The sequence below is a fragment of the Prochlorococcus sp. MIT 1341 genome, from assembly GCF_034092415.1.
Classification (GTDB): domain Bacteria; phylum Cyanobacteriota; class Cyanobacteriia; order PCC-6307; family Cyanobiaceae; genus AG-363-P08.
The window spans coordinates 1,027,363-1,040,416 of the sequence record NZ_CP139304.1 but is presented as its reverse complement, the minus strand read 5'-3'; the positions used below and the strand labels follow the sequence as shown (position 1 = coordinate 1,040,416).

Sequence of the window (13,054 nt, the reverse complement as noted above, 5' to 3'; positions counted from 1 at the left end):
TTAAGATAGATCCCTCTAGCCTTTCTTGATATCTATTGTAAGGGAATTTTTTAATTTGTGTCTTTAATGAGAAGAGATCATATATCTTGAAATAACCTATGGAATTTATTTAGTCTGTGAATTCCTCTAATAGTTTATCTTTGATATCGTTTTGAAAGATCTTGGTGCAGATTAGTTTCCTCAAAACTTGATTTTGTGCTTCTCTGGTCTGAGCTGGGCTATATCCAGCTGGAATGTTTGTGTTGATCACTGAAACAACTCTTTCCCATAGATAGGGGCTCCCATAAATAATTACCCCTGCCAATAGATTATTGTTTTGAAGCTGTCTTAAGGCCTCAATCCAAGGCTCTTTTGTATGTCCTAACCCTGTGAAAGGATTTCCTCTTATGAATAGTTGCACTAGAGTAGGTGCTATTCCAATATGCACCAAATTAAGGGGATCTTCTCTTTTTGGTTGCCATGGAGATATTCTGTTTTTATCTACTAATAGCCTTTGAAAACCAGCTTTTTGTGGTAGCTCAAGTGCTGGAGATGGACTGGTTAGGATAGGGCAGTTTATTGAATCATCTACTCTGACTAAATTAATACCACGATCAGTAGATCTAATTCCTCCAGGGTTTTGAATTTCTAGAGAAGAATCAATAAGTTCTTTTGCCAGCATTTCCCCCTCATTATGTTTGTTTAGATAATGTACTCTTTGTTTGCTATTAGCTTGATTCTGAATCCAATAATTAGAAATTTTTCCGAGAGCAATGGCTCTTCTATTAGTTGATTGATTAATGCGTTCCATAGTGATTTCTCCCTTCTCAACAGCTTTGCAAATAGCTTCGATTGCTTTAAAAGGTTCTTCTGGCATGAGAAGTAAATCTGCGCCAGCCTTAATTGCTAGGACTGATGCTTCGTCAGGCCCATATTGCTCTGCAATGGATCTCATGATTAATGCATCGGTTAGAACAAGTCCTTTATAATTAAGTTCTTGACGCAGTAATTTAGTTAAAATGGTATAAGAAAGAGTAGCAGGATATTCATTGTCAATATTACTAAATTTGATATGGGCACTCATAATGCTATCCACTCCTTTGGTAATTATTGATTTGAAAGGTACTAATTCAGTTTTATTGATTCTTCTAAGGCTATGTTTTAATATAGGTAATTCTAAATGTGAGTCGAATTGAGTGTCACCATGCCCAGGAAAGTGTTTAGCACATGTAAGAACACCTTCTCTATTGATACCCCTTTGAAATGCGCATGTTAGCTCAGAGACTGTTAATGGGTTGCTCCCCCAAGCTCGTACATTGATCACTGGATTTTCTGGATTAGTGTTAACATCACATATAGGAGCAAGAACTAGATTTAATCCACTTTCTCTAGCTTGTTCCCCAACGCAATGTCCATAATGCTCCGCGAGGGATATTGCTCTTTTAGGTTCATTCTTGTAGATCCTACCAATTGTCATAGGGGGAGGAAGCCAAGTTCCCCCATCAAATCTTTGGCCAATTCCTTCTTCAACATCTGCACAGAAAATGAGTTTTTTGGCTGTTAATTTCTGAAGTTCAGTACATCTTTCTTGAAGCTCATATATATTCCCACCTAAAATTATCACTCCTCCTAGACCTTCTTTTATAAGTTTCTTTAGACTTTCATTGTCAAGCTCCCATTTTGGATATTGTCGATGTTGATCTTGCGAATGACCGCTTATTCGAACTATTAATAGTCCTGCAACTTTTTCTCTAAGGGTTTTGTATTCCTCAATGTTCATGGCTGATTGTTAGAACTATAAGGAACTTCGTCTTTTCCTTTTCTCTCTTCTTCCAGTTTGCTAAGTAGAGTCAAAATTGATGCACCTTTTTCAATTCCTCGATCTAACTGAAATACTACTTCTGGCGCACGTCTCATTTTTAGCCTTCTCCCTAGTTCACCTTTTAAGAAGCCTTGTGCTGCCTGCAGACCATCAAGTGCTTGTTCTTTTTCTCCTGCTTCCCCAAAAATACTTACAAAAATTTTGCAATGCTGCAAATCTCCAGATAATTCAACCTCAGTGATCGTGACCATCGTTTTTTGAATTCGTGCATCTCTTATTCCGTTGACCAGCAATTCACTGACCTCTCTCTTAATTAGGGAAGCCACTTTTTGAAGGCGACGACTTTGCATCATTTTCCTTTATGTAAGTGATGTTGGTGAAACCATGGCACGAAGAATTAGTGCGATGGTTATGAGCCCGCTGATAAGTGCTCCGATCAAAGAAATAGCAGTTACAGGATTGGAACTACGATTAACTAAGGGTTCTAAACCTGCTGCAAACACACCAAGAATAATTGTGATGAGGTATTTGGGATACTTAGCCACATTGGAAAAGAACTCACCCATTGGGATCCTCAAAGAATCGACTTAACAGCTACTCTGCCTCCTTTTTGCTCGAACAGAAGATTTTGGAGTTATATGAATTCAAATATTCTACTTTCCACTTAAGGCTCAGGATGCCTATGCAGGATAAGGCGTTGCAACATAAGTTGATTCAGCTCAGGCTAGGGTCTTAGCCAAAAGTATAGTAATTATTATTCTTAAACTTGGGCCTCTAAGTTTGTTTAAGCCTATCTAACCTCCAATGGAGAGTTTATTGCTTTGTGTCTAACCCTTTAATTCGTAAATGTGATTACTATTTGGTTTTAGAGCCTTTAAAGGCTGAGAAAATATTGACCTTACAAGAAACTCTTGACTGGCTTCAAAAATGGTTGGGTGAAATTGATGATTGGCCTGACGATCTAAAGACTGAATCATCTATGGATTCTGCGGCTAAAAGATTGCTAGATACAGCCTGTGAACTAGAGATACAGCCAGGTTTTTCTCTTCAGTGGTTTGCGGTCAGGATAGATCATGAAGACTCTTAAGAATGGAAGGTAGTTTGGTCAATATTGTTAGAGCAACTTCTTTGGGGCTCTCATTTTTGATCGAGATATGTAAATCAGCTTCTGAATATTGTTGGTTACGTTCCTCAAGTAGCTTGTCAAGTCGTGAAGCTAATTCCTTGCCTTGTAATAAGGGCCTTTCATTAGAATCTGCCTTTAGCCTCTTAAGTAAGTCTGATTTATGTAGCTTTAGCCAGATAACAATGCCTTGATGCAAAATACCCCAGTTTTCTGAATTGGTCACCACACCACCTCCAGTGGCAACAATCAGAGAGTGATGTTGTCCAACTTCATTGAGAACTTGATGCTCAATTGCTCTGAATGAGCTTTCCCCATCCTCTGCAAAGATCCTTTGGATGGATTTTTTTGTTGACTTTTCGATGATTTCATCGATGTCGATAAATTTATAATCCAGCATCTTTGCTAATGGAACCGCGGTAGAGCTTTTTCCACTGCCCATCATCCCTATTAGATAGAGGTTTCTACCGCCTAGCCTTTCCTTAAGAGGGTGATTGCTTGAAAATGTGCCCATAAGTCAGCTTCTTGCTCTTCTTACTAGGATGGATTTGCTAATACCCCGTTATGAATGAGGTTGTTTCTCACTCCCAACATGGTATGGGGCGTGGATGTGTCATCACTAGACGTGCGTGCTTTAGTGCCAGTCATCGTTATTGGCTCCCTGAACTTTCCAATGAGGAGAACAAGGCATGTTTTGGAAAATGTTCTATTTCCCCCGGCCATGGGCATAATTATGAATTGATTGTTTCCATGGGGGGTAATTTAGATGCTGATGGCATGGTGCTTAACCTTTCAGAGGTAAAGCGTGCAATCTTTAGTGAAGTTACTGATCAGATTGATTTTCGATGCCTGAATGATGTCTGGTCAGAGTTTGATGTAACGAAGCCTCAAGGCTGTCTTCCAACAACTGAGGCTTTGGTTAAAACAATTTGGACCCGACTTAGCCCTTCGTTGCCGCTTGTGGCGCTGCGGCTTTACGAGGCAGAGAACCTTTGGGTTGATTACTTAGGTGACTCCATGAATGCTTTCTTGACAATTCGCACACATTTTTCTGCAGCTCATCGTCTTGCCAGAGCAGAACTATCACAACAGGAGAATGAAAAAATTTATGGCAAATGTGCCAGAACTAATGGCCATGGTCATAATTACTTTCTAGAGGTAACTGTGCGTGGTGAAATAGACCCTCGTACTGGAATGGTCTGTGATCTACCTAAATTGAATAAACTGGTTGAAGATTTAGTCGTTGAGCCTTTTGATCATACTTTTTTAAATAAAGATATTTCATATTTCTCTAGATGTGTTCCTACCGCTGAGAACATTGCCCTCTATATATCTGACATTTTGACTGAACCAGTTGAAACTATTGGTGCACATTTGCATAAAATTCGCCTTCAGGAAAGTCCAAATAATGCAGCTGAGGTCTATGCAGAAAAGGTACCACTGACTATTTCTCCTGAATCAATAAATTCCCTTGTAGCTAACTAATCTCAATTGGCAAAGTGTTGGGTACGCTTAGTCCTTGTCGTAAGCCTTGATGGCAGGCTTGCTATTTCCACAATGGAGAATAGCCATCTAGGTGGTGAAGGCGATAGAAGAGTCTTGGAGGAGGCTTTGGCTTGGTCTGATTGTGCCCTTCTGGGGGGGAATACCCTTAGGACACATCGGACTACATGTTTGATTAGGTCCTCTGATTTGATTAAGCAACGACTTTCTGAGGGACGATCTGAGCAGCCAATAGCTCTTGTTGCAAGTCATTGGAGAGCTAATCATCTTGATTTTGCTTTCTTTCGACAGCCATTAGAAAGATGGCTAGTAAGACCGCCTCAATCTGCTAAGTCACCCTCTCAAATTGTTTCTGTGCCAGAGGGATTTCACAATGAATTGCCTTTTTCAGGTACTTGGATGTCAACTCTTGAGACATTGGCTTCTAAGGGTATTTTGAGAGTTGCTTTGCTTGGAGGGGCTCACTTGGCAGCATCGTTTTTAAAAGAAGATCTCATTGATGAGCTGCAATTAACTTTTTCTCCAAAGTTGCTTGGTGGAGATCATGCTTGGATTCCTCTTGATGGTGTAGAAATCCCTAGTGACCTATCACGTCAAGACTCTTGGACTTTGCATTCGAATAAACTATTAGGAGGTGGGGAACTGCTTCTTAAATATTTACGCAATCGCAAAGATAAATCGAGTAAAACAACTTTAATTGATTGAATGCAGACACTTTTGAGCTCTAGAAATTAAATCGGTCGAATAATGAAAAACATCTCGATAAATTGGTATAACTCAATATCTGACATAGAAGAGCGTCATTTGTATAAGCTCCTTGGAGAAAATGTTATTCCATTTTATAGAAGCTCATGGCTTTCTTTATTAGAAAGCTCCGGCAGTATTACTTCCTCGGAAGGGTGGCAACCATGTCACTTAGTGGTTAGGCGAGGTTCTTTACCCATTGCTTTTGCACCGTTATATCTAAAAATACATAGCTATGGTGAATTTGTATTTGACCAGTCATTTGCTCAACTTGCTAATGACATGGGGTTGAGTTATTACCCTAAATTATTGGGCATGAGCCCGCTAAGCCCAGTAGAGGGATATCGTTTTTTTATTTTGCCAGAAGAGGATATGATCTCTGTGACAAAATTAATGATTAATGCTATTGATGAATTTGCTATCTCTAATCAAATTTTAAGTTGTAATTTTCTATATGTTGATTCAGAATGGGGCCAACTTCTTGAAAGTTTAGGGTGGAGCCAGTGGTTTAATCAGCAAAGTATTTGGTTGAGAAATCAAAAGAAAAGTTTTGACGAATATCTTGCAATGTTTAATGCAAATCAGCGTCGTAATATTAAGAGAGAAAGAAGTGCAATTATTAAAGCTGGAATTAAGGTAACACCTTTGACCGGCGCAGAATTGGATGTAGATCTTATGGGACTAATGTACTGTTTTTATGAGCAGCATTGTTCTCGCTGGGGGCATTGGGGTAGTAAGTATTTAGCTAAAGCTTTCTTTGAAGCTTTAGCTCAGCCTCAGCATAGGGATCAAATTGTTCTGTTCAGTGCACATTTTGAAGACCCCCGTTTGCCAGTTGGAATGGCTTTATGTGTAACGGATGGTAATGATCTTTGGGGTCGCTATTGGGGAGCAAAGGAGGAAATTGAATATTTACATTTTGAAGCTTGTTATTATTCCCCCATTGAGTGGGCTTTGAAAAATAATATTAAAAGCTTCTCCCCAGGGGCAGGCGGTTCTCATAAGCATAGAAGAGGTTTTCAAGTGCTTCCTCGCGTAAGTTTGCATCGATGGTATCAAAATGATTTTGATGCTTTGCTACGTTCTTGGGTAAAGAAGGTTAATACTTTGATGTTGAATGAGATTGATGCCGTTAATGCTGAATTACCCTTTGAGATTGAAGATCATGCCTGAAGCATTTAATTGATGTAATGATGTCTAAAAGTATTCCTAAAGCAGATTTTAATCAGCTTCGTAAGCTTGATGATGAACTCTCTAAACGATTTATCTCATTAGATCCAAGGGGATATTTTCTTATCAGGGTTGATTATGCAGCTTGTCAAATTATTGTCGAACATTACAGCAACAACCTGGATGATCGTGGGAGGGCTGTTGATCCCGAGACAGGCGAGCTCTTGGCCTGTAGGGGTGGAGAACCACGAAAGCCAATCGCAAGCTACAGAGCAATTAGCGCTAAGCAAATGGGCATAAAGTTGACTGAAGGAGAAAAGCCTTATCCCCTTGGTCGGTTGGATCATGCCCTCTATATGGGTAGAGAGTTGCAACGGGCTGAGAATTGTTTGGTGACTGGAGAAGAATATGTTCAGGATTGAGAAAAATCCTCTTTTTGGCATCGATGGGCCCGCTTTCTGTTCTAATAGTTGTTAGACACTATTTCTTAAATGGGAATCGTTTTTTATTTGATCCTTGTCATTGGTGGATTACTAATGACTTATTTGCTTACAAGGTTATTAAAAGGGGTCAAGTTAATTTAGAAAGATCTTGCTAGTTGCATTTTTGCTCCTATTAAGGAAGCCTTCCACTTTGAAGGGACATCATTTACCTTTTAAGTCTCAATGATTTCTCCACTTAGATCATAAATATCTGAGTCAGTTATTAAGACAGGAACCATCATTCCCAGACTTGCTTCCTTGGAGTCTTTTAAAGCTTTCACATGCACATTCCCATCTACTTCTGGTGCGAACCTAGAGCACCTTCCTGTCAGATCACCAGTTTGAGGATTAATTTGCTCGATCAATACATCAACAGTTTTGCCTATCCATCTGCTGTTTAATTCAGCTGCAATTGGCTGCTGTATAGACATCAAATGATCTTTACGTGCATTTGAAATTTCTTTTGGGATCTGATTTGGCATAGTTGCTGAAGGGGTTCCTTCTTCTTTTGAAAAAGTGAAAACACCAATATGGTCAAATTTTTGATTTTTTATGAATGAAACGAGATGATCAAAATGAGTTGAAGTTTCTCCAGGAAAACCAACTATTAATGTTGTCCTGAGTATTGCATTAGGGAGTTGATCTCTAATTTGGTCAAGTAGAAATTCATTGATATTTGTTTGCCATGGGCGATTCATGGCTTTAAGAACTTCTGGGTGGCTATGTTGTAGTGGGAGATCAAGATATGGCAAAACATTTGGAACTTCGTGATATGCTTCCAGTACTTTTTTTGTGAGCCCTGTCGGATATGCATAATGCACTCTAATCCACGGTATGTTCACTGAACCAAGCTCTCTAAGTAATTCGGCTAGCTTTGGTTTTCCATAAAGATCTATGCCATAGTTTGTTGAGATCTGGCTTATAAGAATTAGTTCTTTGACACCATTTTTTGCGAGTTCCTTTGCTTCATTAACAATAGATTGAATGGGTCGACTTCGTTTATTCCCTCTTAACTTGGGGATAATACAGAATGAACATCTATAGTCACACCCCTCGGCAATTTTGATGTAGGCAACTGATTTAGAGGTTGTTCGTAAACGTGGTAAATTTTCATCTCCTACGAAAGTAGGATTTTCAGTTACCTGAGTAACTTTTTCCCCGTTCTCGACTTTTTTAAGTACTTCTACAATGTGTTGATAGTCACCTGTACCTACTATCGCTTTGGCTTCAGGGAGAGACCTTAAAAGGTCTTCACGAAAGTGTTGAGCTAGGCATCCAGCAATAATAAGTTCTTTACCTTGGTCAGCTAAGTCAACTAGCTTCTTAACAGATTCTTCTCTGGCCTCTTGGATAAAGCTGCATGTGTTTACAACTACAACGGATGCATCGGAGTCCTCTTCAGTAACTCTATAGCCAGCTTTATTAAGGAGACCAAGCATATGTTCTGTGTCTACTCGATTTTTTTCGCAACCGAGATGAGCAAATGCTACAGAAGGTTTTTGAGGGTTTTTCTGAGGGTGCCTTGTCATTGAAGGGGGGTACGGCTGAACTTGTTAGAGGAGTAGATCAAGAGTGGCAAGGAGCCCCTCCGCAAAAGTTCGTTTCTGTTAATCACAATAGTGAGGTGCATATATCATTGAAGGACTGCCACAATTGCGGAAAGGTTTCTGCCGAAAATGGGTTCATCTCGTCTTATTAGCCGCCGCCGTCAAGATCAAGGGTCTAAATGGGCAAGGATCACAATGGCGATCCTCTCAACAGTTGGAGTAATAGACACAGGCTCTATTACTTTGAATCGTTGGGGATGGATTGGTTCATTATCTTGTCCTGGAGGCCTCGATGGATGTGAAAAGGTTTTAAATAGTCCATGGGGAACCCTTGTGGATTCAAATGGTTTAGAGCTCCCTTTGTCATTTGCAGGATTAATTGCTTATTTTGCAATACTAGTAATGTCAATTTCTCCCATATTACCTGTAATCTCAGAGAAGAAATTAGATTTATCACGTCGAACCTGGTGGGGGCTATTTTATCTTTCTTGTGGAATGTCTGTTTTCAGCCTTGTTTTATTATGGCTGATGTTTTTCAAGATAGAAGCTTTTTGTTTCTTTTGCGTTCTTTCTTCATTAATTTCTTTCTCTTTATTATTTTTATCTTTATTTGGAGGAGGTTGGGATGATATGGGTAAATTGATATTTCGAGGTGTTTTAATTTCACTAGCGGTACTTTTGGGAGGACTAATTTGGTCTTCCGCAGTGGATCCAAAATCTGAAAATCAAATCACAACTGGGCCTGGGATGCCCCCTATTGTTACTACAAAAAGTACTCCTGCAAAGATCGACTTTGCGAGGTATTTAACTTCTCAGGGTATAGTTCAATACAGTGCATATTGGTGCCCTCATTGCCATGAGCAGAAAGAGATGTTTGGGCGGGAGGCTGCTGCTGAGTTGCGTATCGTCGAATGTGCTTCTGACGGGAAAAATAACCAGCATGAGTTATGCGTAAGAAAGGGAATAGAGGGCTTTCCTAGTTGGGAAATTAATGGGCAAATTTCTTCTGGAGTTAAATCATTAGAACAGTTATCTGAATTGACTGGCTATAATTATAGGGAATAAATTATATTTTTAATCTCTTAAAGGTCTTGTGGTGATAATTTTACCTTTCTTTTGAGAGCTATGGCATTGCCATTGTGGAAGTGCCTTAGGAGAGTCGGTTCGAAAATGACCCCCTCGGCTTTCTTTCCTGAATAAACTTGCTTTTAGCAATAAAAAACTGGCTTTTTGCCTATTTCTAAGATCTAAAAGAAGATTTAGATTCCTGCGTGAATTCTCATCAAGTATTGTATGGACATCTTTCTCTTGCTCGCGTAAAAAGTCCAATGCTGCTTGGTTTTTGAGTTGATTTATTTCTGTTTCAATTATATCTAGAGCCTTTTTCATGCTTTTTTCTTCTCGGCTTACACCTGCTTTCTCCCAGCAAAGTCTTCGAAGGTTTGTGATTGATTTGATTAACCAATCAGTATTGGCATTGAAATATAAGTCTTTCTTAGGATTTATATTTTTGGTTATAGGTTTTTGGGACAAGGTTTTTCTAAAAGGAGGTAATTCGATTGAGGAAAGTTGTCTAGCGAAAACTAGGCATTCCATTAATGAGTTGCTGGCCAATCGATTAGCACCATGTAGGCCAGTGCATGCAACCTCGCCTACTGCATAAAGTCCTGGAAGTGATGTTTCAGCATTTAAATTTGTTGCTACCCCACCCATCCAGTAATGAGCTGCAGGTGCAACAGGAATGGGTTTTTTGAGAGGGTCAATGCCAAACTCTCTACAACGACTTAGGATCGTTGGGAATCTATTTGCAATGATTTTAGGAGGAATATTTCTTAGGTTTAATTCGACATAATCAATATTTTGCTCCTGCATAGAGTTGAATAATGCTCGACTAACTTGATCTCTTGGGGCTAAATCATGTTGTTCTAGATCTGCTACAGGACTTTTCCCATAACTATCAACCAAAACAGCACCTTCTCCGCGAAGGGCTTCTGTAATCAAGAAGCAAGGAGCTCCCTCGAGCTTGAGAGCTGTTGGATGAAATTGTATAAACTCAAGATCTTCAATAGATGCATTTGCTTCCCAGGCGAGAACTAACCCCTCTCCACAAGCTTGAGCAGGATTAGTTGTATTGGCAAATAAATGCCCACCACCACCGGTGGCGAGTACAACTGCTCTGGCTGCTATCCAATGAAGCATTTCTCCCTCTAAGACTTGAACACCGCAGCATCGATTGTTTTCGACCCATAATTGGGTCACTCGCACTCCTCTCTTATGAAAAAGGTTCGCACGCTCTTCAACACGATCTCTTAAAACGTCAATTAGGGCCCTACCAGTTCTGTCTTTTACATGTAGAACTCTCTTGAAGCTATGTGCAGCCTCAAGAGTTGTTGAAAGACCTTGTTGATCATGGTCAAAGACCATCCCAAGCTTTTGCAGCCTTTTGACACAGTTAGGAGCTTCTTTGACTAGAAGATTGACTGCATCAATATCGCAGAGTCCTCTGCCTGCCTTGAGAGTGTCTTCAGCATGGCTTTCGATGCTGTCTTCAGGTCGTGTTACGGCAGAGATCCCTCCTTGGGCCCATCTGCTTGAAGAACGGCTACTAGTGTTCCGATTAAGTAAGAGAACTTTTAAGTTCCTTGGTAGTTCTAGGCATGTCATTAGGCCTGCTGCACCAGCACCTACCACCACCACATCCCAATGTTCGCAAGGTATTGAATTGGGTTGTGCTGAAAGCATTCGCAACTTGTAAAAAACCCAGTTTCAATTAATGGAGCCATGATTACCTTCTTATTTTTAGAAGGCTTTTGAAGTTATTTCAAACTGCTCAATTCATTAGGCTAACAATGCTCATACTAATGCTTAACAAGATTTTTTAAGTTTCTAATCTTTAGTCGTGTCAGATCAATCCACTTAGTCCAGGTTGTATTAAAGCGGTAAGGAGAAAAAGGCCATCTATCCAGAGAGTTGTTTTTAATGCTGCACTAGCCACTAACCAGGTGTCTTGGTTTTGTGAGCTTACTTTTGCCTGACGTTCCATAGCATTTGATAAGGCCAGTATCACTATTCCAATAAGAGCTAATGAGCAAAGTGGTTTAGGGAGAAGGAGTTGATCAGCAGTCTCACTAAGCAAAAGAGACGCTTCGGAGAGATTTGCGTTGACAACTGCTGGCCATTTATCCATGACCCCAGTGAGAACTATTGAAATGTCTGTAAAGGCTGTGCCTACTAGGCATGAAATATAAAAGCTTGAGCCCAATTTCCAGTGAGAGGTTAACCCCCATAAGGCTATTGGTAGAGCAATCGCTTCTATCGGTAGATGCCATAAGGGATATGCTCTAAACCACCCCCAGAAAAGGCATCCTCCCAACCAACTTCCGCTCACCCCAATTATTAGAGATCCTGCATTGGTCCATCTCTCTTTATCTCTTTGTATAAGCCCAACCCCAAGACCCAGAATTACAAAACTAAAAAGGCATGCCGAGATGGGACTAAATCGAACCCAAGGAGCTTGAATAAGTACTGGCAACACAACCATTGCACTTGTCCAGAACTTTAAAGTGCCGGGGTTAGACAAAATTGTCTTTGGTACTTCTGGCGAGGGTCTAGCTTGGATGGTATTCAGAGGTTGTCTTATGAAGAGATTTTTCTGATTTAGGAAGCTTGTTTTGCTTGAACTACTAGACAAAACAGTTCCTCGAGATAGATAAAACCCAATGAACCTTATATTACTCAGCTTCTTTTCATGGAATCTAGGTATCAATTAGCAACTGAACGAATCCTTTTAAGATTAAACTAACCTTGCTATGACTGACATATCGACTTCCCCTGGACTTCTCGAGCTCTCTTGGAGGTATTTGTTACTTGGGGTTATTCAGGGCATTACAGAGTTTTTGCCAATCAGTAGCACAGCTCACTTGAAAGTTGTTCCAGTTGCTCTTGGATGGCCTGATCCTGGAGTCACAGTTACGGCTGTTCTCCAATTGGGAAGTATCTTCGCGGTTTTTGCCTACTTCAGAAGGGATTTAAACAAAGTCTTGAAAGGCATTTTGATGGGACTTTTGAATGGGCAATGGAATCATCCAGATGCCAGGTTGGGAATTTCTATATTTTGGGGAACTATTCCAATATTGTTTTGCGGAGGTTTAATCAAATTTTTTTGGAAGGGCTATGAAGATTCATTCTTTAGAAGTACCCCTTCAATTGGTCTGGTTTCCATTTTAATGGCACTGTTTTTGGCTTTTGCTGAACGAAAAGGCCATAGGCACAAAAGCTTGAAGGAGGTAAAGGCGGTTGATGGCTTGATCGTTGGCTTTAGTCAAATAATGGCTTTAATTCCAGGTGTTTCTCGTTCCGGAGTTACTTTGTCAACAGCATTGCTTAATGGGTGGGAACGTAGGGATGCGGCAAGATTCTCTTTTTTACTAGGAATCCCAGCGATAACAATGGCTGGTCTTGTTGAAGTTAAGGATGTTTTGCAAGGCTCTAGTGTTTCAGAGCTTCTACCTTTGCTAGTTGGCATGGGTAGTGCTGCTTTTATTTCATGGCTTTCAATTAGATGGCTGTTGAAGTATCTCCAAAGTCATAGCACTTGGATTTTTGTAGGTTATAGAATGTTTTTTGGGATAGCATTACTTGCTTCCTGGGCGAGTTTTTAATCAAATTCAGAACAATCTCTTTT

The 13,054-nt window shown here is 40.0% G+C and carries 14 protein-coding genes; 7 read left to right on the top strand and 7 right to left on the bottom strand.

The features are described 5' to 3' along the window. Positions 1–109 precede the first annotated feature (109 nt). The 3 genes from SOI84_RS05330 to SOI84_RS05320 are packed head-to-tail and all read right to left on the bottom strand — an operon-like array spanning position 110 to position 2,367. On the bottom strand, positions 110–1,759 hold the full coding sequence (locus SOI84_RS05330) for a glycoside hydrolase family 3 N-terminal domain-containing protein (protein WP_320673537.1): 1,650 nt from the start codon (positions 1,757–1,759) through the stop codon (positions 110–112). Further along, positions 1,756–2,154: a 30S ribosome-binding factor RbfA gene (gene rbfA, locus SOI84_RS05325; protein ID WP_320673536.1), complete on the bottom strand. Its 399-nt coding sequence runs from the start codon at positions 2,152–2,154 to the stop codon at positions 1,756–1,758. Before rbfA ends, SOI84_RS05330 begins: the two co-directional genes overlap by 4 nt. A gap of 6 nt (positions 2,155–2,160) precedes the next feature. Next, positions 2,161–2,367 carry a DUF751 family protein gene (locus SOI84_RS05320; protein ID WP_320673535.1) on the bottom strand — a complete coding sequence of 69 codons (207 nt, stop codon included), beginning with the start codon at positions 2,365–2,367 and terminating at the stop codon, positions 2,161–2,163. A 257-nt stretch (positions 2,368–2,624) separates the two neighbouring features. Between SOI84_RS05320 and SOI84_RS05315 the strand changes: the two genes are divergently transcribed. Next, positions 2,625–2,888, top strand: a complete 264-nt coding sequence (locus tag SOI84_RS05315; RefSeq protein WP_320673534.1) for a chlororespiratory reduction protein 7 — start codon at positions 2,625–2,627, stop codon at positions 2,886–2,888. On the opposite strand, the gene SOI84_RS05310 is transcribed toward SOI84_RS05315, so the two are convergent. Then, positions 2,863–3,438 carry a shikimate kinase gene (locus tag SOI84_RS05310; RefSeq protein ID WP_320673533.1) on the bottom strand — a complete coding sequence of 192 codons (576 nt, stop codon included), beginning with the start codon at positions 3,436–3,438 and terminating at the stop codon, positions 2,863–2,865. The genes SOI84_RS05315 and SOI84_RS05310 overlap by 26 nt on opposite strands. Positions 3,439–3,488: 50 nt before the next feature. On the opposite strand from SOI84_RS05310, the gene SOI84_RS05305 reads away from it, so the two are divergent. Genes SOI84_RS05305 through SOI84_RS05290 form a run of 4 tightly spaced genes read left to right on the top strand, consistent with a single transcriptional unit; the run spans position 3,489 to position 6,763 of the window. Further along, the gene (locus tag SOI84_RS05305) at positions 3,489–4,409 is read left to right on the top strand and encodes a 6-carboxytetrahydropterin synthase (protein WP_320673532.1); all 921 of its coding nucleotides are present in this window, start codon (positions 3,489–3,491) and stop codon (positions 4,407–4,409) included. A gap of 6 nt (positions 4,410–4,415) precedes the next feature. Further along, on the top strand, positions 4,416–5,132 hold the full coding sequence (locus tag SOI84_RS05300) for a RibD family protein (RefSeq protein ID WP_320673531.1): 717 nt from the start codon (positions 4,416–4,418) through the stop codon (positions 5,130–5,132). Positions 5,133–5,174: 42 nt separating this feature from the next. Next, entirely contained in the window at positions 5,175–6,344 is a 1,170-nt protein-coding gene (locus tag SOI84_RS05295; RefSeq protein ID WP_320673530.1) for a peptidogalycan biosysnthesis protein, read from the top strand. A 20-nt stretch (positions 6,345–6,364) separates the two neighbouring features. Then, positions 6,365–6,763, top strand: coding sequence for a DUF4346 domain-containing protein (locus tag SOI84_RS05290; protein ID WP_414153622.1), 399 nt, complete (start codon positions 6,365–6,367; stop codon positions 6,761–6,763). 233 nt (positions 6,764–6,996) lie between these two features. On the opposite strand, the gene rimO is transcribed toward SOI84_RS05290, so the two are convergent. Continuing rightward, the gene (rimO, locus tag SOI84_RS05285; protein ID WP_320673528.1) at positions 6,997–8,352 is read right to left on the bottom strand and encodes a 30S ribosomal protein S12 methylthiotransferase RimO; all 1,356 of its coding nucleotides are present in this window, start codon (positions 8,350–8,352) and stop codon (positions 6,997–6,999) included. A 147-nt stretch (positions 8,353–8,499) separates the two neighbouring features. Between rimO and SOI84_RS05280 the strand changes: the two genes are divergently transcribed. Further along, positions 8,500–9,435, top strand: a complete 936-nt coding sequence (locus SOI84_RS05280) for a vitamin K epoxide reductase family protein (protein ID WP_320673527.1) — start codon at positions 8,500–8,502, stop codon at positions 9,433–9,435. A 9-nt stretch (positions 9,436–9,444) separates the two neighbouring features. Here SOI84_RS05280 and nadB read toward each other — a convergent pair whose 3' ends face one another. Further along, positions 9,445–11,112, bottom strand: a complete 1,668-nt coding sequence (gene nadB, locus SOI84_RS05275) for an L-aspartate oxidase (protein WP_320673526.1) — start codon at positions 11,110–11,112, stop codon at positions 9,445–9,447. Between the two features lie 160 nt (positions 11,113–11,272). Next, the gene (locus tag SOI84_RS05270; RefSeq protein WP_320673525.1) at positions 11,273–11,950 is read right to left on the bottom strand and encodes a DUF3120 domain-containing protein; all 678 of its coding nucleotides are present in this window, start codon (positions 11,948–11,950) and stop codon (positions 11,273–11,275) included. 229 nt (positions 11,951–12,179) lie between these two features. Here SOI84_RS05270 and SOI84_RS05265 point away from each other — a divergent pair, with 229 nt between their 5' ends. After that, on the top strand, positions 12,180–13,031 hold the full coding sequence (locus SOI84_RS05265; protein WP_320673524.1) for an undecaprenyl-diphosphate phosphatase: 852 nt from the start codon (positions 12,180–12,182) through the stop codon (positions 13,029–13,031). Positions 13,032–13,054: the final 23 nt, after the last annotated feature.

Coding starts and splice junctions, on each gene's coding strand:
- SOI84_RS05330 (WP_320673537.1), bottom strand. CDS start 1,759: ATGAACATTGAGGAATACAAAACCCTTAGAGAAAAAGTTGCAGGACTA.
- rbfA (WP_320673536.1), bottom strand. CDS start 2,154: ATGATGCAAAGTCGTCGCCTTCAAAAAGTGGCTTCCCTAATTAAGAGA.
- SOI84_RS05320 (WP_320673535.1), bottom strand. CDS start 2,367: ATGGGTGAGTTCTTTTCCAATGTGGCTAAGTATCCCAAATACCTCATC.
- SOI84_RS05310 (WP_320673533.1), bottom strand. CDS start 3,438: ATGGGCACATTTTCAAGCAATCACCCTCTTAAGGAAAGGCTAGGCGGT.
- SOI84_RS05305 (WP_320673532.1), top strand. CDS start 3,489: ATGAATGAGGTTGTTTCTCACTCCCAACATGGTATGGGGCGTGGATGT.
- SOI84_RS05295 (WP_320673530.1), top strand. CDS start 5,175: ATGAAAAACATCTCGATAAATTGGTATAACTCAATATCTGACATAGAA.
- SOI84_RS05290 (WP_414153622.1), top strand. CDS start 6,365: ATGTCTAAAAGTATTCCTAAAGCAGATTTTAATCAGCTTCGTAAGCTT.
- rimO (WP_320673528.1), bottom strand. CDS start 8,352: ATGACAAGGCACCCTCAGAAAAACCCTCAAAAACCTTCTGTAGCATTT.
- SOI84_RS05280 (WP_320673527.1), top strand. CDS start 8,500: ATGGGTTCATCTCGTCTTATTAGCCGCCGCCGTCAAGATCAAGGGTCT.
- nadB (WP_320673526.1), bottom strand. CDS start 11,112: ATGCTTTCAGCACAACCCAATTCAATACCTTGCGAACATTGGGATGTG.
- SOI84_RS05265 (WP_320673524.1), top strand. CDS start 12,180: ATGACTGACATATCGACTTCCCCTGGACTTCTCGAGCTCTCTTGGAGG.